The 24,493-nt window shown below is 55.0% G+C and carries 24 protein-coding genes; 8 read left to right on the forward strand and 16 right to left on the reverse strand.

Features of this window, described 5'->3' with window-relative positions; translation table 11 throughout:
- Window positions 1–131: 131 nt before the first annotated feature.
- Together C1J02_RS19580 and C1J02_RS19585 are read left to right on the forward strand one after the other, a co-directional pair.
- On the forward strand, window positions 132–470 hold the full coding sequence (locus C1J02_RS19580; protein ID WP_114880734.1) for a P-II family nitrogen regulator: 339 nt from the start codon (window positions 132–134) through the stop codon (window positions 468–470).
- Between the two features lie 28 nt (window positions 471–498).
- The gene (locus tag C1J02_RS19585; RefSeq protein ID WP_114880067.1) at window positions 499–1,806 is read left to right on the forward strand and encodes an ammonium transporter; all 1,308 of its coding nucleotides are present in this window, start codon (window positions 499–501) and stop codon (window positions 1,804–1,806) included.
- 77 nt (window positions 1,807–1,883) lie between these two features.
- Here the strand turns inward: C1J02_RS19585 and C1J02_RS19590 are convergent, their stop codons facing one another.
- The 5 genes from C1J02_RS19590 to smpB form a co-directional block, all read right to left on the reverse strand.
- The gene (locus tag C1J02_RS19590; protein ID WP_114880068.1) at window positions 1,884–3,068 is read right to left on the reverse strand and encodes an amino acid aminotransferase; all 1,185 of its coding nucleotides are present in this window, start codon (window positions 3,066–3,068) and stop codon (window positions 1,884–1,886) included.
- On the reverse strand, window positions 3,068–3,922 hold the full coding sequence (gene sseA, locus C1J02_RS19595; protein ID WP_114880069.1) for a 3-mercaptopyruvate sulfurtransferase: 855 nt from the start codon (window positions 3,920–3,922) through the stop codon (window positions 3,068–3,070). Before sseA ends, C1J02_RS19590 begins: the two co-directional genes overlap by 1 nt.
- A 92-nt stretch (window positions 3,923–4,014) precedes the next feature.
- Entirely contained in the window at window positions 4,015–4,287 is a 273-nt protein-coding gene (locus C1J02_RS19600; protein WP_114880070.1) for a hypothetical protein, read from the reverse strand.
- A 121-nt stretch (window positions 4,288–4,408) separates the two neighbouring features.
- The gene (locus C1J02_RS19605; protein ID WP_254693162.1) at window positions 4,409–5,053 is read right to left on the reverse strand and encodes a glutathione S-transferase family protein; all 645 of its coding nucleotides are present in this window, start codon (window positions 5,051–5,053) and stop codon (window positions 4,409–4,411) included.
- Complete coding sequence (smpB, locus tag C1J02_RS19610; RefSeq protein WP_114880071.1) at window positions 5,046–5,534, reverse strand: SsrA-binding protein SmpB; 489 nt, start codon at window positions 5,532–5,534, stop codon at window positions 5,046–5,048. The genes C1J02_RS19605 and smpB overlap by 8 nt, the downstream gene beginning before the upstream one ends.
- Window positions 5,535–5,726: 192 nt before the next feature.
- On the opposite strand from smpB, the gene C1J02_RS19615 reads away from it, so the two are divergent.
- The gene (locus tag C1J02_RS19615; protein WP_254693163.1) at window positions 5,727–6,413 is read left to right on the forward strand and encodes an SGNH/GDSL hydrolase family protein; all 687 of its coding nucleotides are present in this window, start codon (window positions 5,727–5,729) and stop codon (window positions 6,411–6,413) included.
- A 15-nt stretch (window positions 6,414–6,428) separates the two neighbouring features.
- On the opposite strand, the gene C1J02_RS19620 is transcribed toward C1J02_RS19615, so the two are convergent.
- Entirely contained in the window at window positions 6,429–7,247 is an 819-nt protein-coding gene (locus C1J02_RS19620; protein WP_114880072.1) for a sulfotransferase family protein, read from the reverse strand.
- Window positions 7,248–7,391: 144 nt separating this feature from the next.
- On the opposite strand from C1J02_RS19620, the gene C1J02_RS19625 reads away from it, so the two are divergent.
- Window positions 7,392–8,969: a DUF5928 domain-containing protein gene (locus C1J02_RS19625; protein ID WP_114880073.1), complete on the forward strand. Its 1,578-nt coding sequence runs from the start codon at window positions 7,392–7,394 to the stop codon at window positions 8,967–8,969.
- Between the two features lie 58 nt (window positions 8,970–9,027).
- On the opposite strand, the gene C1J02_RS19630 is transcribed toward C1J02_RS19625, so the two are convergent.
- The 7 genes from C1J02_RS19630 to C1J02_RS19665 form a co-directional block, all read right to left on the reverse strand.
- Complete coding sequence (locus C1J02_RS19630; protein ID WP_114880074.1) at window positions 9,028–9,657, reverse strand: DUF1523 family protein; 630 nt, start codon at window positions 9,655–9,657, stop codon at window positions 9,028–9,030.
- 14 nt (window positions 9,658–9,671) lie between these two features.
- Entirely contained in the window at window positions 9,672–9,938 is a 267-nt protein-coding gene (locus C1J02_RS19635) for a hypothetical protein (RefSeq protein WP_114880075.1), read from the reverse strand.
- 3 nt (window positions 9,939–9,941) lie between these two features.
- Window positions 9,942–11,297 carry a DUF6638 family protein gene (locus C1J02_RS19640; RefSeq protein WP_114880076.1) on the reverse strand — a complete coding sequence of 452 codons (1,356 nt, stop codon included), beginning with the start codon at window positions 11,295–11,297 and terminating at the stop codon, window positions 9,942–9,944.
- Entirely contained in the window at window positions 11,294–12,316 is a 1,023-nt protein-coding gene (locus tag C1J02_RS20980; protein WP_162798384.1) for an AbiJ-NTD4 domain-containing protein, read from the reverse strand. Before C1J02_RS20980 ends, C1J02_RS19640 begins: the two co-directional genes overlap by 4 nt.
- A 3-nt stretch (window positions 12,317–12,319) precedes the next feature.
- Window positions 12,320–14,260, reverse strand: a complete 1,941-nt coding sequence (locus tag C1J02_RS19650; RefSeq protein ID WP_114880077.1) for an ATP-binding protein — start codon at window positions 14,258–14,260, stop codon at window positions 12,320–12,322.
- A 53-nt stretch (window positions 14,261–14,313) separates the two neighbouring features.
- Window positions 14,314–15,435, reverse strand: coding sequence for a hypothetical protein (locus C1J02_RS19655; RefSeq protein WP_114880078.1), 1,122 nt, complete (start codon window positions 15,433–15,435; stop codon window positions 14,314–14,316).
- A 285-nt stretch (window positions 15,436–15,720) separates the two neighbouring features.
- Complete coding sequence (locus tag C1J02_RS19665; protein ID WP_114880080.1) at window positions 15,721–16,797, reverse strand: hypothetical protein; 1,077 nt, start codon at window positions 16,795–16,797, stop codon at window positions 15,721–15,723.
- A gap of 154 nt (window positions 16,798–16,951) precedes the next feature.
- Here C1J02_RS19665 and C1J02_RS19670 point away from each other — a divergent pair, with 154 nt between their 5' ends.
- Window positions 16,952–17,293, forward strand: a complete 342-nt coding sequence (locus C1J02_RS19670; protein WP_114880081.1) for a cupin domain-containing protein — start codon at window positions 16,952–16,954, stop codon at window positions 17,291–17,293.
- Here the strand turns inward: C1J02_RS19670 and C1J02_RS19675 are convergent.
- Complete coding sequence (locus C1J02_RS19675; protein WP_162798385.1) at window positions 17,275–18,504, reverse strand: MFS transporter; 1,230 nt, start codon at window positions 18,502–18,504, stop codon at window positions 17,275–17,277. The genes C1J02_RS19670 and C1J02_RS19675 overlap by 19 nt on opposite strands.
- Before the next feature lie 78 nt (window positions 18,505–18,582).
- Entirely contained in the window at window positions 18,583–19,374 is a 792-nt protein-coding gene (locus C1J02_RS19680) for an alpha/beta hydrolase (protein WP_114880083.1), read from the reverse strand.
- Window positions 19,375–19,470: 96 nt separating this feature from the next.
- Between C1J02_RS19680 and C1J02_RS19685 the strand changes: the two genes are divergently transcribed.
- Window positions 19,471–20,943 carry an NAD-dependent succinate-semialdehyde dehydrogenase gene (locus tag C1J02_RS19685; protein WP_114880084.1) on the forward strand — a complete coding sequence of 491 codons (1,473 nt, stop codon included), beginning with the start codon at window positions 19,471–19,473 and terminating at the stop codon, window positions 20,941–20,943.
- A gap of 76 nt (window positions 20,944–21,019) precedes the next feature.
- Here C1J02_RS19685 and C1J02_RS19690 read toward each other — a convergent pair whose 3' ends face one another.
- A complete protein-coding gene (locus C1J02_RS19690) occupies window positions 21,020–21,745 on the reverse strand; it encodes a hypothetical protein (protein ID WP_114880085.1) in 726 nt (241 codons plus the stop codon).
- A 138-nt stretch (window positions 21,746–21,883) separates the two neighbouring features.
- Between C1J02_RS19690 and C1J02_RS19695 the strand changes: the two genes are divergently transcribed.
- The gene (locus C1J02_RS19695) at window positions 21,884–22,417 is read left to right on the forward strand and encodes an RNA polymerase sigma factor (RefSeq protein ID WP_205389831.1); all 534 of its coding nucleotides are present in this window, start codon (window positions 21,884–21,886) and stop codon (window positions 22,415–22,417) included.
- Window positions 22,414–24,444 (forward strand): VWA domain-containing protein, encoded by a 2,031-nt coding sequence (locus C1J02_RS19700; protein WP_114880087.1) that lies wholly within the window; start codon window positions 22,414–22,416, stop codon window positions 24,442–24,444. Before C1J02_RS19695 ends, C1J02_RS19700 begins: the two co-directional genes overlap by 4 nt.
- Window positions 24,445–24,493: the final 49 nt, after the last annotated feature.

Below are 24,493 nucleotides of genomic sequence, written 5' to 3' on the forward strand. Positions count from 1 at the left end.
ATATTTAAGCACGCCATGCCGGCTTTAGGCCTGTTTTGGCCACCCACCGCTTTCAAATTCAGGCCCTGCCAGGTTTTGCTGCACCTGCACAATGCAGGGCGCTCCTGCCAACTGAAAGAGGTATCCAGAAGGTGAAACTCATCATTGCAACTATTAAACCATTCAAACTGGAAGAAGTACGTGAGGCGCTCACAGACGCTGGCGTGCGCGGGTTGATGGTGACCGAAATAAAGGGCTTTGGCGCACAGTCAGGCCATACCGAAATTTATCGCGGTGCCGAATACGTCGTGAACTTTGTCCCCAAGGTCAAATTGGAATTGGTCGTCTCGGATGGCGTCGCCGATCAGATGATCGAAGTGATCAGCCGCACAGCGAAAACCGGCAAGATCGGTGACGGAAAAATCTTTGTCCTCGATGTGGAACAGGCCGTCCGCGTGCGTACAGGCGAAACCGGCGATGACGCCATTTGACCCCTCTGCATTAAGAAAGAACAGACCCATGAAAAAACGATACATCATTCCCATGGTCACGGCGCTTGCACTGGTGCCGACACTGGGCGCGGCGCAGGATGCAGAATTTGCAACGCTGGCCGATACAACATTTATCTTTAACACGCTGCTCTTTTTGATCGGTGGCTTTCTGGTGTTCTGGATGGCTGCGGGTTTTGCGATGCTCGAAGCCGGCCTCGTCAGATCCAAGAACGTGACGACCCAGTTGACCAAGAACATCGCGTTGTTTGCGATTGCTGCGATCATGTACTGGCTCATCGGCTATAACATCATGTACCCCGGCGACGGCAACTGGATCATTCAGGATGTTTTTGGCAGCATTGGCACAAAGGATATCAAGTCCGAGATTGATGCTGGCGGCTATTCCAACGCATCCGACTTCTTTTTCCAGTTGATGTTCTGTGCAACCACAGCCTCTATCGTGTCCGGCACTTTGGCTGAGCGCATCAAATTGTGGCCCTTCCTGATCTTCGTTGTTGTGCTGACAGGCGTGATCTACCCGATCGAAGCAAGCTGGCAGTGGGGCGCAGGTTTCCTTGCCAACATGGGCTTTAGCGACTTTGCCGGTTCTACGCTGGTACACGCCGCTGGTGGTTTTGCAGCACTTGCGGGTGCGATTGTGCTGGGGCCGCGCCTTGGTAAATACAACAAGGAAGGTCGTGTGATACCGATGCCAGGCTCAAACCTTGCCCTCGCGACATTGGGTACGTTCATTCTGTGGCTCGGTTGGTTCGGCTTTAACGGCGCATCCCAGCTCGCGATGGGAACCATCTCTGATGTGGATGCCGTCGCACAGATCTTTGCCAATACAAACATGGCTGCCGCCGCTGGTGCCGTTGCCGCGCTGATCGTGACACAGATGATTTATGGCAAGGTCGACCTTACCATGGTGCTGAACGGTGCGCTTGCAGGTCTGGTGTCAATCACCGCCGGTCCACTTGACCCAACGCTGTTTGGGGCGCTCTGGATTGGTGCTGTGGGCGGGGTAATCGTTGTCTTCGCCGTCCCCTTCCTCGACAAGCTCAAGATCGACGATGTGGTCGGTGCGATTCCGGTTCACCTGATCGCGGGTTTCTGGGGCACCTTGGTGGTACCGGTCTATACCGCCGACACGTCCTTCGTGACACAGATCATTGGCTTTGGTGCAGTGGGTGGTTTTGTGTTCATCGTCAGCTTTATAGTCTGGACGATCCTGAAAGCCACGGTGGGTATCCGCGTCAGCGAAGAGGCAGAGATCAACGGATTGGACATGTCAGAACTGGGCATGGAAGCCTATCCTGAATTCTCAAAAGGCTGACAAGCCACCATGAGACATGAAAAAGCCCGGACGTCATGTCCGGGCTTTTTCGCATCTATGGCATTGGCGCGCCGCGCCTAGATACCAACATCGAGGATTGCTTTCGCCAGAATTGGTACCGTTTCGCTGTTCAAACCGGCGATGTTCATGCGGCTGTCACCGATCATGTAAATACCGTGTTTGCTGCGCAGTTCTTCAACCTTTTCCGGTGTCGTGCCCAGGCGCGAGAACATGCCGCGGTGCTGCGCGAGAAAGCCAAACCGATCTGATCCGGACAAACGCTGCAATTCACCCGCAAGCTGTGTGCGCAGGCCAAGCATGGCGGTGCGGACATCTTCCAGCTCAGCCATCCAATCACTGCGCAACGCGTCGTCATCCAGAATCATCGTCACAATCCGCGCCCCGTGATCAGGCGGAAAGCTAAAGTTCTGGCGGTTCAAAAACGCCAACGTCGCTTGGTTCAGGTCATGCGCTGACGCATCCGCAGCGATGGCCAGCAAAAGCCCGGTGCGTTCGCGGTAAATACCAAAGTTTTTGGAACAGCTTGCTGCAATCAGGCACTCTGGCACAGCCGCCACAACTTTGCGCGTGGCGGCGGCGTCTTCTTCCAATCCATCGCCAAAACCCTGATAGGCAATGTCGATCATCGGGGTGGCCCCGGTTTCAAGCAGCACCTTGATCACCGCATCCCATTCGGACGCATTGAGGTTGGCACCGGTTGGGTTGTGGCAGCACCCGTGCAGCAAGACGACATCGCCTTTCTTTGCCGTTTTTAGGTCTGCGATCAAACCGTCAAAATCAACGCCACGTGTTTCATCGTCGAAATAGCGATAGGGTACTGCCTCAATCCCAAGATACTTCAGGATCGACAGGTGGTTGGGCCAGGTTGGATCAGACACAAATACCCGCGCCTCTGGTCGCGCCATCTGGATCATCTCAAATGCCTGACGCACCGCCCCCGTACCCCCCGGCGTGGCGGCCGCAGCAATTGTGTTACGGGGCACTGCATCGTCCAGTATCAGCGCAATCATCGCATCCGCAAACGCCGGATCACCCGCAAGACCGGTATAAACCTTGGAGTTCTGCGTTTCCCACAACTGGTGTTCTGCCGCCTTTACCGCACGCATCACTGGTGTCAGGCCAGTCGCGTCTTTGTAAACGCCAACCCCCAGGTCCACCTTTGTGGCACGAGGGTCGTCTTTGTACATCTGCATAAGCGTTAGAATTTTGTCAGCAGGCTGCGCCTTGAGCGTCTCAAACATTATGCTTCTCCGGTTGCGACGGGCACCGTGGGGAACATGCCCCATTCGGACCATGAGCCGTCATAAAGGGACCAATTCGTATGCCCCATACGTTCCAGTGCCAACGCCAGAATGGCCGCCGTCACGCCGGATCCGCACGAAGTGATAACGGGTTTGCCCAGATCAACACCCGCCGCCTCGAAAACTGCGCGCGTGGCATCGGGGGACTTCATCGTTTTGTCATCGTTCAACAGTTCGGTGTATGGCACATTGCGCGCACCGGGAATGTGCCCTGCGCGCAGACCCTCGCGGGGCTCAGGCGCATCACCGCGGAACCGCGCGGCGGCACGGGCATCAACAATCTGCGGATCGCCAAGCTTTGACGCATGGGCGACCTGCGTGACATCGCGCACCAAGTGGTTTTGCAAACGCACAGTCATATGGCGATCACGCGGGATCGGCGGCATATCTTCGGTCGCATGCCCTTCTGCGATCCACTTTGGCAGGCCACCATCCAGAACAGCAACGTTATTCTGTCCCATCAGCTTGAACAGCCACCACACGCGCGCCGCAGAAAACAAACCATCGCCGTCATAGACAACGACCTGATGGCCGTCACCAACCCCCATGGCGCGCATGCGCGACATAAACTTTTCAACCGGCGGGGCCATGTGGGGCAAATCTGACCGTGCATCGGAAATATCATCAATATCGAAAAACCGCGCGCCTGGGATATGCGCCGCGTCATATTCCGCTTTTGCATCCCGGTCCGTATCAGGCAGGTACCACGATGCGTCCAGCAAACGCAGATCCGGGTCTTTGAGATGCTTGGCCAACCAGTCAGTTGAAACCAGTGTTTTGGGATCATCGGTCACAGGAAGCCCTCTTTTGTCAGGTTTCCTATTGCCTACCGCCGCTGGTTCAGGCTGGCAAGTCCGGGCGACGCTGTTGCACCGCCCAAAGTCACTTATTTCTCCATCATGTTTTTAACGATGCCAACAATCGCCAAAACAACGCCGCCGCCGACGCCGCCGCCAGCAACCTGGCTGATGATGCTGCCGATATCCAGCCCACCACCTGCGGCACCTGCACCCAGACCGCCAAGGATCGTCGCACCCAGACCGCCGCCCACGACGCCCGAGATTGAGTTGATCAAAGTACCTTGGTCGAGCTGACCCAGAATTTTACCAACAACATTACCACCAACAGCGCCCGAAAGGAGACCAATAATAAGTTCCATATTTCCATTCCCTATGGGGCCGTATTTATTTGATGCCGCATGTGGCCCCAGCTTGCAGCGCATTCAGGACTAGGGCGGGCAAATGGTGTGACAAAGGGGAAAAAAGGTGCCGTTAACGCATTTACCGCATCGCAAAGGGATCCGTTTCGATCAAAGAGGGGCGGTTGCACAGCTGTGCCCACCACGCTGACAGCGCAGGGTACTTGCTCAATAGATCTGCGGCCCGAGGAACCTTTGCGAAATAGGCGATCATCGGTGAGAGATGGATATCGGCAAGGCTGACGTCTTTGCCATTCAGTTTCAGCCTTTCCTCGGCGATCAAATCCAGCGTCTGCAAAACAGGCAGAGACCGCTCCAATCCGGTGACAACTTTGTCCGGGTCAAATTCTTCACCCAGATGTGGCCGGTAAAAACCGTGTGAAAACACATCTCTGACCATCGGTTGATAGCCATAGGCATCAACGATACCGATCACCTGCCGCAAGCGCGCGGTGGCTTGGGCATCATCGGGCCGCAATGCCCGGCCGGCAGTCAAATCATGGAGATACCCGGTGATCGCGGCTGTTTCTGTTAGCGTAAATGCCCCGTGCCGCAAGACTGGAACCCGACCAAATGCCGTGTGGCGAGACAGCTCAGCATCAGGTTCTACGGCAAAAGGATTGGCCTCAACATAGGTGGCTTCAAGTCCCAGCTCCAAAAGTGCCATGCGCACAATGCGCGTGTAAACGCTGTACCGAAAGCCGATCAGAATAAACCGATCATCCATGATCTTTGAGAAGACGTGCCTTTTGCCGTGACCAATCACGCTTGGCGCTTGTTTCGCGCTTGTCATGATTTTTCTTACCCTTGGCGATGCCAATCTTGATCTTGGCTTTGCCGCGATGGTTAAAATACATCACCAGCGGCACCAGCGTCATCCCCTTGCGCTGGGTTTCATTCCAAAGCCGCGACAACTGCTTGCGCGAGACGAGCAATTTGCGACGGCGGCGCTCCTCGTGCGAAAAGGTCTTGGCCTGCGCGTAGGGTGCAATATAGCCGTTCACCAGCCACAGCTCACCATCCTCAACCGCAGCATAGCTCTCAGCAATGTTGGCCCCGCCCATGCGCAGTGATTTGACCTCGGACCCTTCCAGCATGATCCCACATTCAAGATCATCCTCAATTGCGTAATCATACCGCGCCCGGCGGTTTTCAGCGATCACCTTGTAATTGGGATCAGATTTGGAGGATGATTTTACTTGACTCATAGTGTTGATTTATGCCGCCATGGCACTTCGCGCAAGGCTGCTTTACAAGGCAATTACCATCTTTGCCCAACCACAACTCAACACAATTTGCCATATTTTTGCCACGAAATTGTACTAATTTTGACAGAATCTAAGTCTGCCACACACGTACCTGCCCGCGCATCGCGCGCTGCCGCGTGAAAAAGGATAAACATGATGCTGCTCGTTCGCCTGTGCACCGCGCTGGCCCTTTGTTTAATGATGACCACCCCCGCCACCGCAGAAAGTCCGATGCGGGTTCTGGTGATGGGGGATTCGTTCATGACCTCAAACAGTTCCGCCAAAAAATCACTGCCGCATGTGTTGTCCGGCCTGCTGCGCACCAAAGTCAAAAGCAGAGCCGTGGCGGGGGCTCGGCATCTTTACGCCCTACCGATCTCGGGCGGATTGGGGATGAATATTTCCAAACAATACCGACCCGGAAAATGGGATTATGTCGTGATGAACGGGGGCGGCAATGACCTTTGGATGGGCTGCGGATGTGGCAAATGCACTCGCCAAATGGAAAAGCTGATATCCAGCGATGGGCGCAAAGGGGCGATACCCAATACAATTGCGCGCGCGCGCCGGGATGGTGCAAAGGTCATCTACGTCGGATACCTGCGCAGCCCCGGCAGAGGATCCCCAATCGAGGCATGTAAGCCATTGGGGGACAAACTCGAAGCGCGCATCGCAAAACTGGCTGCGCTGGACAGTGGCATTACGTTTGTTTCGCTGGCCGATATGGTGCCTTTTGGCGACGCAAGTTTTCACGCCCTTGATATGATCCACCCGTCGCCCAAAGGCAGTGCCGCCGCTGCGCGCAGGGTGCTGTCGATCATTCGGCCGAACCCGTCATAAGCCCGCCGGGGAAATTCAGTCGCCCAATTTTGCGTGCACCTCGGCCAAATCAATCTCGCCGATGGGCATCTTGTTGCCCGGATTTTCAAAGTCATATTTGAACAAGTCAAAATCACGCTTATAAATTTCGCGCACCAGATGCATTGACAGATCATCAAAATAATCCTCAACGGGATGCGCCCGCTTGGGTCCATGCCCTTCGCTTTCGTTAAAGCGGGGGATGTCGGCAAGGGTCACCTGGTGTGGTGTTTCGATGGCGTCCATGACGTCCTGCATCCCATCGTTGAAACTTTCGGTCCAGACGATCTTGTCATAGGTGCCGCCATTGATGATGAAAGTGCTCACATGACCCGACTGCGCTGACCAATGAATGTCAGGGTCCATGGGACGGTGCCAGCGAATGGTGTCACGGGCAAACAGCAAAAACCGGCGAAACGATGCGATCTGATCGAATTCCTGTTTGCCATCCTCCCCACCAACCTCGATGCCGTACTTCTGGATCAGCAGCGGCACCAAATTGCCGCGATAACGCTTCCCGTTACGCTGAATCCCGCAGATCTTGTCAAAGAATGACGACAGGATGCGCGTGTAGGGATTGCGCACACAGGTGAACGCATAAGACTTGTGGTTGGTCACATTCCGGGTGATCGGCTCTTGTGATCCATCCAACGCCCATTTGTGCAAACCAGCCTTGGCATCGTGAATATCGCCATCGAAAAAATCGCCATGGTCGGAATAGAACATGATCTGTCCGATGCTTGAACAGGCGCATTTCGGCACCACGCGGTAAACCACGCTTTCGCTCTCTGTCATCCACGTACCGGGGAAACCCATGCTCACTCGCCTCCTGATGGCCCTGACTGTTTTTAGCAACAGTTTGGCTTTGCTACAAAAAAGCAAATAAATGGTGTTTATTCAATCGGTCTTCATCATTATCTAGGTAAACAAACCGAGTTAAAGGGTCAGTTCGTTTCCAAAATGGCAAAAATCGCCTACATTCTGCTTTGTCACAAGGATCCGGTTGCCATTATTCGGCAAGCGGAGCGTTTGACAGCGGTCGGCGATTATATGTCGATCCACTTTGATGCCTCTGCAAATCCTGAACATTTCAAAGAGATTAAGGCGGCCCTCGCGAACAATCCAAACGTCACATTTGCCCATAAGCGGATCAAATGCGGGTGGGGGGAATGGTCGCTGGTCCAAGCCACACTTTACGCCGTTGAATCCGCCGCCAAAGCCTTTCCACGTGCCACACATTTCTACATGCTGTCTGGCGATTGCATGGCGATCAAATCCGCCGAATACACCCATCAGTACCTGGATGAAAACGATGCTGATTTCATCGAAAGCTTCGACTATTTCGAAAGTGACTGGATCAAAACAGGCTGGAAAGAGGAACGCCTGATTTACCGCCATTGGGTGAACGAGCGCACCCACAAAAAACTGTTCTACGCCATGTTCGAAGTGCAAAAATGGCTGGGCCTGACCCGAGAGATCCCTGCAGACTTGCAGATCCAGATCGGCAGCCAATGGTGGTGCCTGCGCCGCCGTACCATCGAATGGCTGTTGCACTTCGTAAAGCAGCGCAAGGATGTCGTCCGCTTTTTCCGCACGACCTGGATTCCGGATGAGACATTTTTTCAAACATTGGTACGCCATCTCGTGCCCGAGGATGAAATACGCACCCGCACGCTGACTTTTCTCATGTTCACCGACTACGGGATGCCGGTCACGTTCTACAACGATCACTATGATCTGCTTTTGGCACAGGATTACCTGTTCGCCCGCAAGATCAGCGCGGAAGCGCAGAATCTCAAGCGGCGTCTGGGACTGCTTTATGCGGCCGAGAGTGTAAAATTCCAGATCAGCAACGAAGGGCGCAGCCTTTTCAAATTCTTGTCGGGGCGTGGCCGTATTGGGCGCCGCTTTGCCACCCGTTTCTGGGAAACCGAAAGCACCTTGGGTCGCGAACGAGAATTGCTGATCGTCATCTGCAAGAAATGGCATGTGGCCAAACGCGTGCTTGACCGCATCCGTCAGGTCACCAATGTACCGGCAATCGAATACATCTTTAACGAACAAGACACGCCTTTGCCCGATTTGGGTGGCATTCAAAACACCCTGGAAAAACGGACGCGCCACCGCCGTGCGCTGATGCGCATGTTGTTTGATTATTTTGAAACCGACCGCCTCATTGTGTGCATGGATCCGGAAAATCTGGATCTGCTGAATGATTTTGCATCGGACCGATCCGTGACGCGGATGCTTGAGATCGAATGCCAGTTTTCCGATGATTATCTGATCGGCCACGCAATGCGTGTGGGCCTTGCAGGGGAACAGACATCGCAAGACACTTTGGAACGCCTTTTGCCCACTATCCGGAACGACATGGTGCATGAAAGTGACCAGATCAGAGATTCTGGTTTCGAAAACCACCTGCGTTTGCGCGAAAACGCGTCAGAGGATCAAAACGCGGAAATGCTGAGCCAATTCTTGGCGATACCGCATGAAAAGGCCCGAGAGATTGCGTCTACGGATTACCTCTTTGCGGATTGAACCGCGTCGCAGGGCAGAAAGTCATGCAGTATGAACGACTAACGCCAGAATGCTTAATTCAAGGCTTCTTGCGCCACGTCCCCAACCAGCGGGAAAACCGTCCGCTTTTTTCGGCAAAATCATCCTCAATCGCCTCAAGCGTCGGATCGATCCGTGCCATCCTGAATCTGCGCCAGCGCACCCAGATCGCGTAAACAATCGCAAAAAACAGCGTCAGTATGATGATGTTAAGCCACGGAATTCCCTTGGACGCATCTGGCCCCTCCACCGCCCGGATCGAAATCGCATTCGGAAATATTGTCAGGAATTCATTGCGCCAGCCATAATGCTTAAGCGCCACATAGGTCGGTGCCCCGGTGGTTGATTTGGCGTCCGCCGCCTCAGCCTGCAAATTTGACGTGTCAAATTTGAAATAGGGCGGCCAGCCCCAGCCGGTATCCTCGTTTCGGTAGACCATGACGTCACCCTTGGCCCGCCGTGTCTGGATAAAGAACACATCGCGATTGACCGCGGCACCATCCGTTCCAATATCTGCTTGCGCCCAGAAAATCGAATTCTCACCAAAATCGATCCGCTTTTCATACGTGTCGGTCACCCGCACAATGTCTACCTGCGGCAGCGTGTAATGAAAGAACGCGCCAATCAGCACCCAGACTGTGATCCAGAAGACCCATTTAACAATCGCCATCACGAGGTTCCTTCTTACGAAAAATTGGTCAGATAGATGATCACGCTGATCAGCACCACAGGTACAATATAAACGCCCCAAATCAATTTACGACGGATCGAGTCATCGTATCTTTCAAGGCCGCGCCGCACAAACGTCTCCCGGTCCACCTTCCGTGGGCCATCCTCCCATTTCTTGCGCAACTTGCCGCGCCTGACAGCACGCGAATAGAATGACAAACAGATAAAGATCACCGTCAGAACGACGAACCCCATCACCACCAATCGTGCCAGTGCAAGCATCGCCTAGTTCCCCCTCACCGCGCCCCACGGACCAACCCGGGCTATCATATCCGACACCGGGTCCGGCTTTGCAGGCATTGGTTCTTCGAGCGGCGCATCATGACCAAAAAGCGCCCTGCGCGCGCCCGCCTTGTCCACCTGATACTCGGCCACAAGGAAATCAGCAACATAGGCGCGCTTGTTATCCGGCCAACCCGCATAGGTGCGGTAAAAGAGTTCCTTATGACAGATGAACATCTGCCGTGCGTCTTTGGGCGCAAGTTCCGCCAGCAGCATGTTCACCAGTGCTGCGTCCTTTGTATCAGACGCGCGCAAGGTATAGAAATACGCCGGATGATCCGATGAAATACGTGGCCAGGCCCCACCATTCTCTGCCCAGTTTACCAACGCCGCCAACGCGTGAAATTCGGCAGGCAGCTTGTCACCATGGTCCCGCGCCAGCCGCCGCATATCGGCCCGCGTGGCCCCGGTCAGGTCCACGCCCTGATCTGCCACCGCATCTACCAGAATGAAATCCATCTTTTGCCGCAGGATCGCGGCGGCATTGATCCCCCGCGCCTCAGTGATGGCTTCGGTCAGCTCGTTATATTCGAAAAACTTGGCAATTTGGTTTCGGTTGCTTGCATCAAAAACATATTTGATAGGCAACTCACCCAACCCTGCCTTGCCCAACGGCGCGATCAACGCAGGGTGTTCCACGTCCTGAAAAAGATACAGCCCGCCAAAATGCGCCGTCCAGAAATTGCGCTGATCAAAGCTCATCTGCTTCAGCTTGACCGGATTACGCACCACATCCCCGGTCTTGCCCGCCAGCGTGATCATCTCGGCAATCAGCACGTCATCGAACCAACCATCGGGCTCCGTCTTGAACCGATCCACCAGATCGCCCAGCTTCTCAGCATCATGCACAGTTCCGGCGGTGGTATCAGCCTCAACCTTGATCCGGCGGATATCAAACAACCGCCGGGGCGTGGACACGTCATAGACGCTGTTGACCAATTCCCCCGCCACCGCATCTCGCGCGGTCAGGGCAAACAACTGCGCCTCGTTCTCCGCATAAAACTGCTGAAGGATGCCGCGCGAGGTCGAGAATTTGGTGTTGAGCAAAGGTGCCGTGCGCTGGTCCATGCTCAGCAAAATAAACTGTCGGTTCACACCCGCATGGTTGAGGTAGAGGTGGTCGTTCAACTCATCGCCAATCTCGGGCGAGTAGCCCGAGATATCGACGTGGAAGTCTGTCTGTTTGGTAGTCTTGCCCGTCAGGTGCTCCAGCGCGCGGTTATAGCGGTCCACCAGCGCAGGGGAGTCCACGTGGAACAGGTTGCCAAACATGAGGCCGTGTTTGATGAGGCGTTTCATTGTACGCGTTCGGGCAACAATGTGTATCTTTGAACCAAAAGCTTGATCCAAGACATCGCGGACTCTATCGCCCAATTGGTTTGCTCAGCTGTCAGTCTTGGCATCTCTTCCTTTCCGGGACCATGGCCCAAAGGGTTTCTGACTTTGGTGAAATAGGACTTTAGAAAGTCAGCCTCCCAAGACCTGATGAACCCAACATCCTTCTTGCCAATATTTTCAATAAAGTTATGTGCACCATTTTCTTTGCCGTGAGTAATATTTAGCTCAGAGGAAATGATCTTGATCGTACTTTCTAATGCTTTCGCAGCATAAAGCGCAGGATCTTTCCCACCAGAGTCTCTCTGGTCCAATGCCTCTTTCATATCTAAATCAACATTTTCCCAAAGCGGTTCAGATACCAAGCTCCAAAACGGTTGCTCAATTTCGGTCGAAATGAGCTTATCAGCCTCTATCTGAACGAAGCCATTATGATAATGAAGCGGAAATCGTGCATCTCTGAAGCGCTTGTTCAGTTCGTTAGCACTCATGTTGTAGAGTGTAGAGTGTGTTTTAGTATTTTTCCCAAGAAATTCAGCCATTTTTGGATTTGTCTCTGCAAACCGAATTTGGGACTCCTCTTTTTTGTATGCCTCTCTAAAGCCAACTTCTATTAAGCTTATTCGATTTTTTAGGAATTCATCAGTATCGTCTAGGTTGCTTGGAAGTCGTTCCATCCAATCTCTAGAAATCTCAAATTTCGAGCGTTCCCTCACTCCAAGCGAGTCTATTGCCGAAGTCCGCCCCAATGCATCTTGGTAAGGATCACTCAACCACCGCATGCCTAGTTCATTTGAGACCCTTCCATGAACAGCATTCCAGAAGTTCATATCTACAGATAATGTCCCGTCATCGGGATTTCGCTTGCTCGAAAGTTCTTCCAAGCAAGTCATACATTGATGTAAAGTCCTTTGTTCTCGACGACCGTACTCAGAGAATAATTTTCGGCTTTCATAGCGAACAGCAAATATATCAGTAAGCATCCATCACCCCGCACCCCCACTCAAAAACCGCTTCTTTGCCGCCTCCATCCGTTGCATGTCCCGCACCGCATTCTCAATCGCAATCTCATCCGACTTATCCGCATACCGGAACTCGGAATCGGCGTACCGATTGATCTCTTGGATCACCATCTCCACCGTGATCGGCTTGCGCATATCTTTGATCATCGCCAGCTTTTCGTCATAGCCCTTAAACAGGAACAGGTCCGGTTGCTCCATCCATTCGTCGGGCAATTCAAAGTCCATCGCCCGCACCTTAACCGCATCCGTGATGTTCTTGATCGCGCGTCCGGTGAACCGCTCATCCGCCTCCTGAATCCCCTTCAGATAGGTCCCAAGCTTGGCAATCGTATCAAGGCTGCCGATGTCCTTTGACACCTGATCAAACACCTTCATCAGACCCTCTTCATGGGGCTTTGAGTGCGATTCAAACGATGCCGCCACCGCCTTCTTGATCTCCTGCGCGGCAAACGGCTGATGATCACCCAGCGGAATATCGTGGTTCTTGCCCATCAGCAGGTTCAGGATGTCGATGTAATCATCCCGCGTCTGTGGCCCATCGACCAGAAACCGCGCCCCGGCCCGCTGGCGCAGGGCATCATCGACGTTCTCAGGATAGTTCGAGAACATCCCAAACGTACAATTTCCGCGCACCACGGTATTGGCCCCGGCAAACGACTCCATCAACACCGCCGTGATCTCCAACTGCCCCGCTGACGACTGCCGATCGCCCCGCTTACCAGCCAATTGGTCAATGTCGTCAATCGTGCCAAAGCCGATCACCGACGGATCAATGATGTTGTTGATAAATGCCTTGGCGTTCTGGCCCGACTTGCCCTGATAGCTGTCGATATTGTCCGTCGAAAGGTTCTGATAGCGAAACGGATAGCCCGCGTTCAGGCAGTATTCATTCACCAACCCCGCCATCATCTGGATCAGCGTTGTTTTCCCCGTCCCCGGCGCGCCATCGCCCATGAAGGTAAAGATGAACCCACCAAGGTCCGCAAACGGGTTCAACCGACGGTCAAAATCATAGGCCATCAGCATCTTGGAAAGCTTCATCGCCTGATATTTCGCGATGTGGTTGCCAACAACCTCATTGGGCTTCTTGAACGTCATGGTCAGCGTGGTCGACTTCGCCTTGGACGCCGGGCTGAACCCGCGCACGGTAAAATCATCCGCCTCAACCCGCCACGCGGCCCCCTTGAAACTTTCCAATCGCGGCGCGGTCTGCGCGCGCAACGCAACTTTCTCCATCAGCATCTCAGCAAAGGCACAGACGGTACCCACCAGCCGCGCATCATCGCTCGCATGGGATGCGATATCCTGATCCAGCTCCCACAGCGCGCCATGCAGGGCAACCTGACCATTGTCGGTCAGCACCTCGTCCACATCGCCCACTTCGACAGTCACTTCGGTCAAATGCGATGACAACAGATAGGCCACAGCATTGCCAAAGACATAAAGCGTCACCAACGCCTCACCGGCCAGCAGTTCCGAAAATTCGGTCTTGCGCGCAGCAGGTAAACTACCTTCCAGATTAGCCCGCTTCAGATCGCCCAGACCGGACTGATCCGCATAATTCTCTGCCACGGCCAGCGCAATCGCCACCGCACGGCGCAATGCATGCATGACGGTCGCCTGCACCGGGGAAACAAGCATATCGCCATCATCCGCGCGGGCAATGCGCCCAATCAACTGCACACCTGCGCTTGCCACGTTGCGTTGCGTCACCAGCCCCGGCGTCGTCGAACGAAACCGCCGCCGCGTTCCAACGCCGCTGGACTTCTCGGCTGGGGCATCCGCAGCCAAAGGTGTGCCAATCCGCGGCGCATGATCAAACCCTTCCAACAACGCACCGGCCACCGAATTATGTTTCTTGATGTCCTCCTCGCGGAGTTCCATGGCGTCTGAGGTCTGGCTCATATCTTCAACCCATCTTCATTGTTCTTAAAATACACATCTTCGGTGCTACGCCGCTAATACTGCAACACCCGCCCCTGTGGGCTGACCACAAATTTGCGCACCGATCCAAACCCCGGCAGGTTCTTTTCCTCCAAAACCTGAAAGGGCCGCTGCGGCAGGATGATGCTGCGCTCTGTCCGTGTCGCCCCAAGGTCCGGGCCTTGTACCCCAAAGGGATCAAGCGCAAAAACTTCCCGTTCGACCGTCGAAAACCAGCCCGATTTCTCTTCAATCACCCGGTCCGACAACAGTTCCTCTTCGGTCCAGACCAGCGCCCAGTCTTGCCCCACAGGTGCCTTTGCCTCAGCCAGCACCTCGCGCAGGGGTCCAGCTTGCCGGGTAAAGGCGTGGGAATACATCGGACCCAGATGGAACCGTCGCAACCGCTTTGGATGCAGATCGTCAAAGTCCTGGTCAAATCCGCGCGCGATGGTGACCAACTTCAATCCGCCCAGCGCCTGCGCACTCAGGTGCGCCTGCACCTCCGGCCAACGCCGTTCATCCTTGGGCAGAGCAACACTGCCCGTGTCCTCAAGCTCCATCAGATAGATCACCGGCAGGTTGACCTGTGAATCGTATGTCGCCCAGTGTAGCCGAAAGGTGCGCCGCTGTTCCGACTTGTTCCCGGTCCAATCCGCCTGCGGATCATTCTGAACCCAGAACAGATCGCCCTTGGCCAGCTCTTCGTAATAAAGCCGCTGTGACAAGGCGAATTGCAGTTTCGTCGGCACCTCCCGATCACCCAAGATCGTCTGTACCATCTCGTTTTTAAGGGTTGTTTCAGACGCCATATTCTCCAGATGCGTCGCCGCTTGCTGCGCGTCATTGGCCATCGTCATGATCTCCGCGGCCACGGGGAATCCGCTATCTCGGTCGTCCATGGTCAACGATCCAAAGAACCGCCCGGTGTTGCGCCCGACCAGCAGGTATTTAAGGCTCAGCGCACGAAAAGTATGGGTCAACTTGGCCGCATAGCGGGTCAGAATCGCGACCTCGTCCCGGTTCAGCTTTTGCTCGGCCTCCATCACACCCGCCACATCCAGCATGTGTCGCATGATGCCTTCGAACTTGCGGAAATAACGACGCGAGGCAAAGGTGTCGGTCAGGCCGACGTGGTCTTGAGAGGGGTCAGTCATTCATGGCCAGACGCAATTTCACAATAACTATTTGCAATACCGCCCCCTATTTCATCAAAGCATCTGAATGTTCGGACAGTCAAACCATCCCCGATTTCCCTAACATTTTCTGGGTCTCGCCAAAATGTAATCAATTTCGGATTTATCCCTGGTTGGACGACCGAACCTATCAATACCAACTCCGACTCAGCCAAATCGGACGAGTCTTGAGTCGTCCTTTGCCAGTCCGCCGAAGCTGATTGGGATGAGAATACGACCAGCCATATTACCGCAAAGGAGGTTTGCTTACCCACCATACTGATTGCTGTCATGCTTCTCGATGATCTTGGCAAACCGTCGTGCGAACCGTTCATCCGCCTTCGCCTTCGCCTCAAGCACCTCCCGCGCAAACACCATATGGTCCTCGTGCTTTTCCATCATCTCGGCCATGCGTGCATTCGTGGCCGACCCGATACCCGCCATCGCCGATTGCGCCTCTTGGTCCGTTTTGACGCCGATCTCATTGATCCGGTGGGCCACATCCTGCTGCTGCGCCGTCTTCAAAGACTTGGTCAGCGCATCATACAAAACCACACGCTGTTTGGTGTCAGTCTGCAATTTGTTAATCAAAACCATCTGTGTCGCCGCCTGGTTCTGTAGTGAATCGATCCAGGTTTTGCCCTTTTCAATATAGCGTTCCAGAGTCTGCGACTTGGCCAGTTTGACCTGCTCGTCCTGCACCAAGGCATTGTACTTGGTGTTCAGGTCAGCCAATTCGGTTTCCAATTTGGTCCGTTTCGCCGCGTCTGTCTCAGACGCAATCGCATTCTCAACCTTGATGATTGACGGGTCCATGCCCTGAATATCACTACGGATGGTCTCCAATTCACCCACAGTCATTTCACGCTCATCCAGCGTCTCGGTCAGGTTGGTTTCAACCTTTGTCTTTTGCTCCTCCAGCATTGCCAACTGCCCTTCGAGCAGTTGCACAATGATGTCGGACTTAGAAATCAAGTCCTGCAATTTGTCGTCAATCGACGCCGACCGCACCCGTTCCTGACGCATGCTGTCCGACTTGGCCTTGGAAAATATCCCGATGATGCTTTCCATGCCGGTCTTGTTGCGCATTTCGTCGAAATCACGGCTAAACCCCGCGGTCACATCATCAAGTCCCATGATCAACTCGGCAATATTGGCGTTCATCACGTCCGTATGGGCATGCACATCCTCAAGCGAGGCATTTTCGATGTCGATCATCGCATCGTCGCCAGTCTTGAGTTTGGCGCGCGCCGTCTCGATCCGGCTGGTCAACTCGGCAATTTTGCTTTGTGCCTCGGCAACCTGCGTCTGAGATTCCTTAACCTGTGCATCCAAATTAGCCATGAATCGCTCCTGTCTTTCAATACGTTAACAATTACATAGGGAATGTTATGATGATTTACATCCATGCCCTGCGAAATTTTGCACAGTGTGACAAATGCCTTGACCATTGAAAAGGGGGAACGCTACCCAGAGCCAAAGCACGAGGAGCCTTTGCATGTCTGAAAAATTATTCCGCCTGACACCTGAAGGCGATGTTGAAAATGACCGACCTGCTGCCGACAGGCTGATCTCTGGTGATCCTGAGTTCAAGACCTGGAACGTCGAAGAAATCGAGGGGCTTTACTGCGGTATTTGGCAGTCAACGCCGGGAAAATGGCGCGTCGTCTATGACGAATGGGAGTATTTCCACATCCTGTCCGGGGTGTCCGTGATCACCCAGGACGGTGCTGACCCTGTCACGCTGAACACTGGTGACAGCTTTATCATCCGTCCGGGTTTTGCGGGAACCTGGGAAGTGCTCGAAACAACCACCAAGGACTACGTGATCCGGCTCTGACCCTCTTGCTTAACCGCAATCTTTGCACGTCTGACGGTGGCCAGAAGGATCGCGAAGAATATACATCCTGCGATCACATAGCACGCCAGCGTCTGTTGAATATCGCCATATGCAAATTCAGACCCATCTGGCACATTTGCAGAGGCCAGTAAAAGCGTTGCCGCAAAAAGCAGTCGCCCGCAAAAGCTCTGCACGGACAAGAATGTCGCCCGTCCCGCATCACTCAGCAAGGGCTGCATCCGGGCGATGATAAACGGCCGGGCCAGAGAATTCGGCACCATTCGCAGGAATAGGACCGCGATGGCAAGGATGCTATTGGTCACGGCAAGCGTGGCAATGAGCGCGATCTGGATGCCAAATGCCAGTACCAGAATGGCAGGAAGGCCAATGCGCTGTCGTAGCCGTATAGCAAAAAGCGACGCCACAACGGACACCAGCATCATCAAAGCGGACACCGACCCGCTGACCAGAGGGGCCTCTGCCTGCCACCCCGCACTGTTCAATGCTTCCTGAATAAAGGGTTGACCAAAGACAAATGGTATATGGCTGAACCCGTACATCAGCACCGACAACGAGAACAACCAAACCAGCACGGGCTGTTTCATCGCGCTGCGAAACAAATGCCATTGCGTGCTGTCTGCGACACCGCCCACGTGTTGGACATCGTGTGGAGGTTCCTGAAATCGAAAGGCAATCAAACAGGCAATCGCCATAGCGACGGCGGCCGCCGCGAATGCAGCACCATAACTGTATTGCGCGATGATCCCGCCAAGGAACGCCGACAATGCCAGCGCCGTTAAGGTAAACTGCCAGCCGCGGGTTTCTTGCGCCTCAACTTCATCTGATCGCCCCGTCCCGGCCAGAGATTCGTAAAGCAATGCGTTGTCTGTCCCCGACGCAAAAGCGGCGCTTGCCCCCAGCAAGACCTGAGCCAGGGCAAAGGCCCCAAACCCACCGCCCAGCGCAATCAGCCCGGACCCCGCACATCCCGCAACCGCCGCCGCAATCAAGGTTGGGCGACGCCCCCATCTGTCCGACATATATCCCGACGGAACCTCAAGCGCCGTCGTTGCCACATCATAAATGGCATAAAGTAAAAGCGCCTCAGCCGCTGACAACTGCGCCTGGAAAAACAGGAACCATACCGCTTGCCAGAAAATGAGGTTTTGGAAAAACTTGAACCAAGGGTAAAGCGCGACATTCCGCGTCATGTCCGCACCCTGCATCGACGCCGCCATCTCATACCACCCTTATCTGACCACGCCAGAATACGCTTCAAGGTTCAGACGTTATTTCAGCCCCAACAGCGCGGCAATCAGATCACTTTCAGGGTCTGCCAACCCATCAATGATATCAAAATGATGTTTGCCTTCGACCACGACATGCCGCGCGCCCCAGGTTCTGGCAAAGGCTTCGGCCTGTTCAAGGAACACAGGCCGTTCTTCTGACCCGACCCAAACCGCGACATTTACCCCATGTGGCGGGCTCATGTTCACCGGGCTTTCCGCCTCTGCCTCAGCCGCGTCCAATTGCAAAATCTCATTCATTGATGTTTGCAGCAAAGGCGTCAGATCAGCGACCGGTGAAATCGCGACGATCTGTTCAATACGGTCGCGCACCTCGCCCGCAACCAACAACGGGTCGGTCATACGGGCAACCAAATGCCCGCCAGCCGAATGTCCCGCCAACGCAATCGGACCCTGCGTCCGATTGGCCACTTCGGTCAGTGCCGCCGCAATTTGCGTGCTGATTTCAGAGATCCGGACATCGGGACACAAGTCATAACTCGGCAACGCCACAGCCCACCCCCGCGCCAGGGCACCTGCAGCAAGATGCGAAAACGACGACGCATCAAATGCTTTCCAATAACCGCCATGCACAAACATCATTGTGCCGCGCGACACACCCGTCGGCTGAAAGAAATCAAACACCTGTCGGTCACTTGGCCCATACCGGACACCGATCTGTCCCCGCGCACCTTGCGCATCGCGAAACGCTGCTGCTTGCGCGGCCCAGCGCGGCGGGTAATCCTCTGCTTGGGGGATATAAGCAGCGTTGGCGTAAGCATCATCAAGCGTCATTCAGCGGTCTCCTAAAAGGATTACATAGCAAACTCGAACTGGACAATCATAGCCTTTGTTGCTTTGGGTGCCATAACCAAAAGCGGAGACACCAAAATGACTGACGCAACAACTGACCTGAAATCCATGCTCAACGACCCCAGCCTTCTTGAAACCCGCGCCTATATAGGCGGAAAATGGGTCGATGGCGATGATGGGACGTTTAACGTGACCAACCCGGCGCGCGGTGACGTGATCGCCAAAGTCGCAAACCTGAGCCGTGCACAGGTTGCCGGTGCCATCGCTCAGGCAGAAGCCGCACAAAAGGATTGGGCAACATGGACTGGCAAAGAACGCGCGGGCGTCTTGCGCAAATGGTTCGACCTGATGATGGAAAACCAGCACGATCTGGGCGTCATCCTGACTGCCGAACAAGGCAAACCACTGGCAGAAGCCAAAGGCGAGATCGCTTATGGTGCGTCCTTTATTGAATTTTTTGGCGAAGAGGCCAAGCGCATCTACGGCGAAACCATACCCGGTCACCAGCGTGACAAACGCATCACCGTGATCAAACAACCCATCGGCGTCGCGGCCTCAATCACGCCGTGGAACTTTCCCAACGCGATGATCACCCGCAAGGCGGCCCCGGCATTGGCCGCGGGCTGTGCATTCGTGGCACGCCCTGCTGCGGAAACGCCACTGTCGGCCATCGTGATGGGCGTGCTGGCCGAACGCGCAGGCATCCCTGCGGGCGTGTTCAACGTCGTGCCATCCTCGTCCTCCTCTGCCGTGGGCAAGGAATTCTGTGAAAACCCCGCAGTGCGTAAAATCACCTTCACGGGCTCAACCGAAGTCGGGCGCATCTTGCTGAAACAAGCCGCCGATCAGGTTATGAAATGCTCTATGGAACTGGGTGGAAACGCCCCTTTCATTGTCTTTGATGATGCCGATCTGGATGCAGCCGTTGAAGGGGCGATCCTGTGCAAATTCCGCAACAACGGCCAGACATGCGTCTGTGCAAACCGCATTTACGTTCAAGCCGGTGTCTATGACGCTTTCGCTCAGAAACTCAAAGCACGGGTCGAGAAAATGAAAGTTGGCGATGGCTTTGCAGAAGGCGTCGAACTTGGCCCCCTGATCAACCCTGCGGCCGGCGAAAAGGTCAAAGAACATATCGAAGACGCCATTGCCAAGGGCGGTACGGTAATGTTGGGCAATAGTGGTGACATGCAGGGCAACTTCCTCGCCCCGACCATTGTCACCGGCGTGACCCAGGATATGAAAGTCGCGACAGAGGAAACATTCGGACCCCTCGCGCCGCTGTTCAAATTTGACACCGAAGACGACGTGATCGCTATGGCCAATGACACGATCTTCGGCCTTGCCTCCTATTTCTATGCAAAGGACCTCAGCCGCGTCTACAAGGTCGCCGAAGCACTTGAATATGGCATCGTCGGCGTCAACACAGGAATCATCTCGACAGAAGTTGCACCCTTTGGTGGCGTCAAACAATCCGGTCTGGGCCGCGAAGGATCACACCACGGGATCGAAGATTACCTGGAAATGAAATACATCTGTATGAGTGTCTGAACCGGCATTTCATTGTTCAAAAAATACACAAATCCAAAGGGCGGCCTCACGCGCTGCCCTTTGTCATGATGCGGCATCAGCCGGGTTCCACGCGCGCCATTTCGGCGTCAAATCTCGCCCAGGTCATTGACGCCTTGTTGCCTGCATATCCATCATAATAAGACTTCCCCGATGACGTCGGCAAACCGGCCCATATTTTTGCAAGGTTGTTCATAAAGGACACGCGTGACAGTTTGCCTGCGCGAAATTCGTGCAATCCTGCCTCCGCCAGCAAAACATCAGCAAGCCTGTCCTGAAGTTGCGGGGAAAAACGCTGATCCGGCAGCGCCCCTATCTTGCGCGCCACGCGCAACAGCGTCTTTGGAATAAACTGATAGCGTCCGATCGCATGGGGTTGACCTGGCGTGTCCCCAATCCACTGATAAATTTCACCAAGTGTCATCATGGTTGGTCGCTTGGCAGGTTTGATACGCGCGCCGTGCTGCACCGCATCATACCCGTCCCGCCGCGATTCCGCCTGTCCAATCAGATGTCTGATATGCACGACATCCGCGCCACCGACGCCCTGATAGGGCGCATCGTCATAGATGGGTTCATGTGCAGGCGGATCAGCGAACAGGCCCATTTCTGCGCGCCCGATGAAAAGACTGGACCGTGGCGCGGTGAACGCTGTCCCTTTGACCGGGATGACCCCGCCACGCGCCGTCGCCATCGTGCTTCCTGAAAAGAGTGACCCAGCCTCGGCCAGCACGAGGTTCGGCGCACAAAGCAGCACAAAAATCGCATAACTCAATCGCAGCATTCAAACCCCAGCGCATTTCCAGTTGCCTCAAACTCACCCAAAACAGTTGATAATTCGTTTGTTTGAACCAATCAGAGGATTTTTTCGAGGTTCCACCAGGGATTGACGCCTGCGCTGCGTCCAACTTACGTGATGTTGATGAAAACCAGCAATGAAACTCTGGCGCTTGCCGCCGCGGGGGGCGATGCAGCCGCGTTCGCCAATCTGTTGGAGCGGCAGTATGACCGCCTGTTTCGCCTGTGCTTTCGGTTGACCGGATCACAAGCAGACGCAGAAGATCTGACCCAAGACATTTGCGCCGCCCTGCCCGCAAAGCTGCGCAGCTACCGGGGCGACGCGGCGCTTACCACATGGCTCTACCGTCTGTGCGTCAACGCCGCCCACGACCGCCGCCGTCGTGCGGCAACCCATGCCAAAGCGGCATCTGGCTGGGGAGACTGGGAAGTGAATCGTCGCGCCGCCGATACTGAAACAGCACAGGCCGTCGATTGGCTGACCTGCGCCATGCGCGCCATGCCCGACGACCTGCGCGACACATTGGCATTGGTGCTGGATGACATGACACATGCCCAAGCGGGCGACATTCTGGGCGTATCCGAAGGCACCATCAGCTGGCGGATATCTCAAGCCAAGAAACAACTCGCGCAGATGCGCAAGGAGGATACGCCATGAGCGACGACCTCAAAGATCTGAAAAACATGATGAACGCCGCCACGCCGCGCCCTGATGCAAAACGCCGGGCGGAAAATATCGCGCTGGCGCAGAAAAATTTCGAAACCCTCCAAGGATCGCATAAGGACGCGCGTCCTACTTCCAATCGCCCGATGACGGGCCTTTGGACAGGAGCGAAGACAATGCTGAATACACTGACATCCCGCGCGGGTCTGACCGCATCAACCGCATTGATCGCCGTTGGCCTTATTGCTTTTACGCCAATTGGTGACACCCTGCTGAACCCCGGTGGCATCAAAGAAGCTGATTACGGCATTGTTCCAGCGAGCAAAAAGGCACCCAAGCCCGAGGCGGCGGCACCCATTTTGGCTGAGCGGACTGACACCACAAAACGCGAGGCGCGTGAGGAACAGCCCCTGTCTGTAACGCCCAGTTTGGACCTGGCCGAAGCGGATTCAGAAAGCCTGTCAGATGATGCTACATTCCACGCTGAAAGTGGCGGGGTCGCCAGTCTTAATTCCCTGCCCGCGCCCGTTCCCTCTTCCCCAGGCGAATTGACACGCTCACGGGTACAGGCCGAGGGGTACGTAGTGGGCGGCCTTGTGGCGGACGAAGCGCCACAATTGGAATTGCCCAACACCGAGGAATTCGCTAACGCCAACAGCAACCCGGTGCACATTGTCACTGAGGATCCTGTCTCGACCTTTTCGATCGACGTCGACACCGCATCCTATGCGGTGATCCGTAACTCACTGACGAACGGATACCTGCCCAATACCGATGCAATACGGATAGAGGAAATGGTGAATTATTTTCCCTACGACTATCCCACTCCCGATGCGGACGCGGCTTTCCGTCCGACCGTCTCCATCACCCAGACCCCATGGAACCCCGACACCCAGCTTGTGCAGATCGGTATTCAAGGTGCGGTGCCGGATGCCGCTGATCGCCCGCCCCTGAACCTCGTGTTCCTGATCGACACCTCAGGCTCAATGAACAATCCCGACAAACTGCCCTTGCTCAAACAGAGCTTTCGCCTGATGTTGGGCCAGTTGCGGCCCGAAGACCAAGTGGCGATTGTGACCTACGCAGGCAGTGCCGGACAGGTGCTGGCACCCACTCCAGCAGAAGAGCGCGACACGATTCTCGCCGCACTCGACAATCTTGACGCGGGTGGGTCCACAGCGGGTCAGGCAGGTCTGCAGCAGGCCTATGCCACCGCGGCGGCGATGGCCGAACACGGCGATATTAACCGCGTGATCCTTGCCACGGATGGCGATTTCAACGTGGGGCTTTCTGACCCTGAAGCGCTGAAAAACTACATTGCTGACAAGCGCGAAACCGGCACCTATCTCAGTGTTCTTGGCTTTGGTCGCGGCAATCTCGATGATGCGACCATGCAGGCCTTGGCCCAGAACGGCAACGGCCAGGCCGCCTATATCGACACATTGTCAGAAGCGCAAAAGGTGCTGGTGGATCAATTGGGCGGCGCGTTGTTCCCCATCGCCAATGACGTTAAAGTTCAGGTTGAATTCAACCCCGCCCAAGTCGCCGAATACCGTCTGATCGGGTATGAAACGCGCGCCCTGCGCCGCGAGGATTTCAACAACGACAAGGTGGATGCGGGCGACATTGGCGCGGGCCATCAGGTGACGGCCCTTTATGAAGTCACGCCTGTTGGCTCACCTGCGCAACTCAGTGATCCGTTGCGGTATGGCACAGCGGACACCGTGGCTGACACCAAGGATGAACTTGGCTTTTTGCGTCTGCGCTACAAGGCCCCAGGGTCAGCGACCAGCCAGTTGATCGAGGCCCCGATCAGCACGGACACCGCGCAGGCGGACGCGGGGTTTGCCACCGCCATCGCGGGCTTTGGTCAACTGCTGCGCGGCAGCCCCTATCTGGGTGATTGGTCGCATGCCGATGCCATCGCCCTTGCGAACAGCACGAAGGGTGACGATCCGTTTGGCTATCGCGCTGAAGCTGTCCAATTGATGCGGTTGGCGGCAAGCCTGTCACAAAACTGAGCATCCTCTGGATAGAGTGATATTTTCAAGGCGGGCCACATCAGGTCCG

Source organism: Sulfitobacter sp. SK011 (genome assembly GCF_003352065.1).
Lineage (GTDB): Bacteria > Pseudomonadota > Alphaproteobacteria > Rhodobacterales > Rhodobacteraceae > Sulfitobacter.

Excerpts from the sequence above, each read along its gene's own strand:
- C1J02_RS19585 (WP_114880067.1), top strand. The coding sequence starts at position 499 with ATGAAAAAACGATACATCATTCCCATGGTCACGGCGCTTGCACTGGTG.
- C1J02_RS19590 (WP_114880068.1), bottom strand. The coding sequence starts at position 3,068 with ATGTTTGAGACGCTCAAGGCGCAGCCTGCTGACAAAATTCTAACGCTT.
- C1J02_RS19600 (WP_114880070.1), bottom strand. The coding sequence starts at position 4,287 with ATGGAACTTATTATTGGTCTCCTTTCGGGCGCTGTTGGTGGTAATGTT.
- C1J02_RS19605 (WP_254693162.1), bottom strand. The coding sequence starts at position 5,053 with ATGGATGATCGGTTTATTCTGATCGGCTTTCGGTACAGCGTTTACACG.
- smpB (WP_114880071.1), bottom strand. The coding sequence starts at position 5,534 with ATGAGTCAAGTAAAATCATCCTCCAAATCTGATCCCAATTACAAGGTG.
- C1J02_RS19615 (WP_254693163.1), top strand. The coding sequence starts at position 5,727 with ATGATGCTGCTCGTTCGCCTGTGCACCGCGCTGGCCCTTTGTTTAATG.
- C1J02_RS19620 (WP_114880072.1), bottom strand. The coding sequence starts at position 7,247 with ATGGGTTTCCCCGGTACGTGGATGACAGAGAGCGAAAGCGTGGTTTAC.
- C1J02_RS19625 (WP_114880073.1), top strand. The coding sequence starts at position 7,392 with ATGGCAAAAATCGCCTACATTCTGCTTTGTCACAAGGATCCGGTTGCC.
- C1J02_RS19630 (WP_114880074.1), bottom strand. The coding sequence starts at position 9,657 with ATGGCGATTGTTAAATGGGTCTTCTGGATCACAGTCTGGGTGCTGATT.
- C1J02_RS19635 (WP_114880075.1), bottom strand. The coding sequence starts at position 9,938 with ATGCTTGCACTGGCACGATTGGTGGTGATGGGGTTCGTCGTTCTGACG.
- C1J02_RS19640 (WP_114880076.1), bottom strand. The coding sequence starts at position 11,297 with ATGAAACGCCTCATCAAACACGGCCTCATGTTTGGCAACCTGTTCCAC.
- C1J02_RS20980 (WP_162798384.1), bottom strand. The coding sequence starts at position 12,316 with ATGCTTACTGATATATTTGCTGTTCGCTATGAAAGCCGAAAATTATTC.
- C1J02_RS19650 (WP_114880077.1), bottom strand. The coding sequence starts at position 14,260 with ATGAGCCAGACCTCAGACGCCATGGAACTCCGCGAGGAGGACATCAAG.
- C1J02_RS19655 (WP_114880078.1), bottom strand. The coding sequence starts at position 15,435 with ATGACTGACCCCTCTCAAGACCACGTCGGCCTGACCGACACCTTTGCC.
- C1J02_RS19665 (WP_114880080.1), bottom strand. The coding sequence starts at position 16,797 with ATGGCTAATTTGGATGCACAGGTTAAGGAATCTCAGACGCAGGTTGCC.
- C1J02_RS19670 (WP_114880081.1), top strand. The coding sequence starts at position 16,952 with ATGTCTGAAAAATTATTCCGCCTGACACCTGAAGGCGATGTTGAAAAT.
- C1J02_RS19675 (WP_162798385.1), bottom strand. The coding sequence starts at position 18,504 with ATGACGCGGAATGTCGCGCTTTACCCTTGGTTCAAGTTTTTCCAAAAC.
- C1J02_RS19680 (WP_114880083.1), bottom strand. The coding sequence starts at position 19,374 with ATGACGCTTGATGATGCTTACGCCAACGCTGCTTATATCCCCCAAGCA.
- C1J02_RS19685 (WP_114880084.1), top strand. The coding sequence starts at position 19,471 with ATGACTGACGCAACAACTGACCTGAAATCCATGCTCAACGACCCCAGC.
- C1J02_RS19690 (WP_114880085.1), bottom strand. The coding sequence starts at position 21,745 with ATGCTGCGATTGAGTTATGCGATTTTTGTGCTGCTTTGTGCGCCGAAC.
- C1J02_RS19695 (WP_205389831.1), top strand. The coding sequence starts at position 21,884 with ATGAAAACCAGCAATGAAACTCTGGCGCTTGCCGCCGCGGGGGGCGAT.
- C1J02_RS19700 (WP_114880087.1), top strand. The coding sequence starts at position 22,414 with ATGAGCGACGACCTCAAAGATCTGAAAAACATGATGAACGCCGCCACG.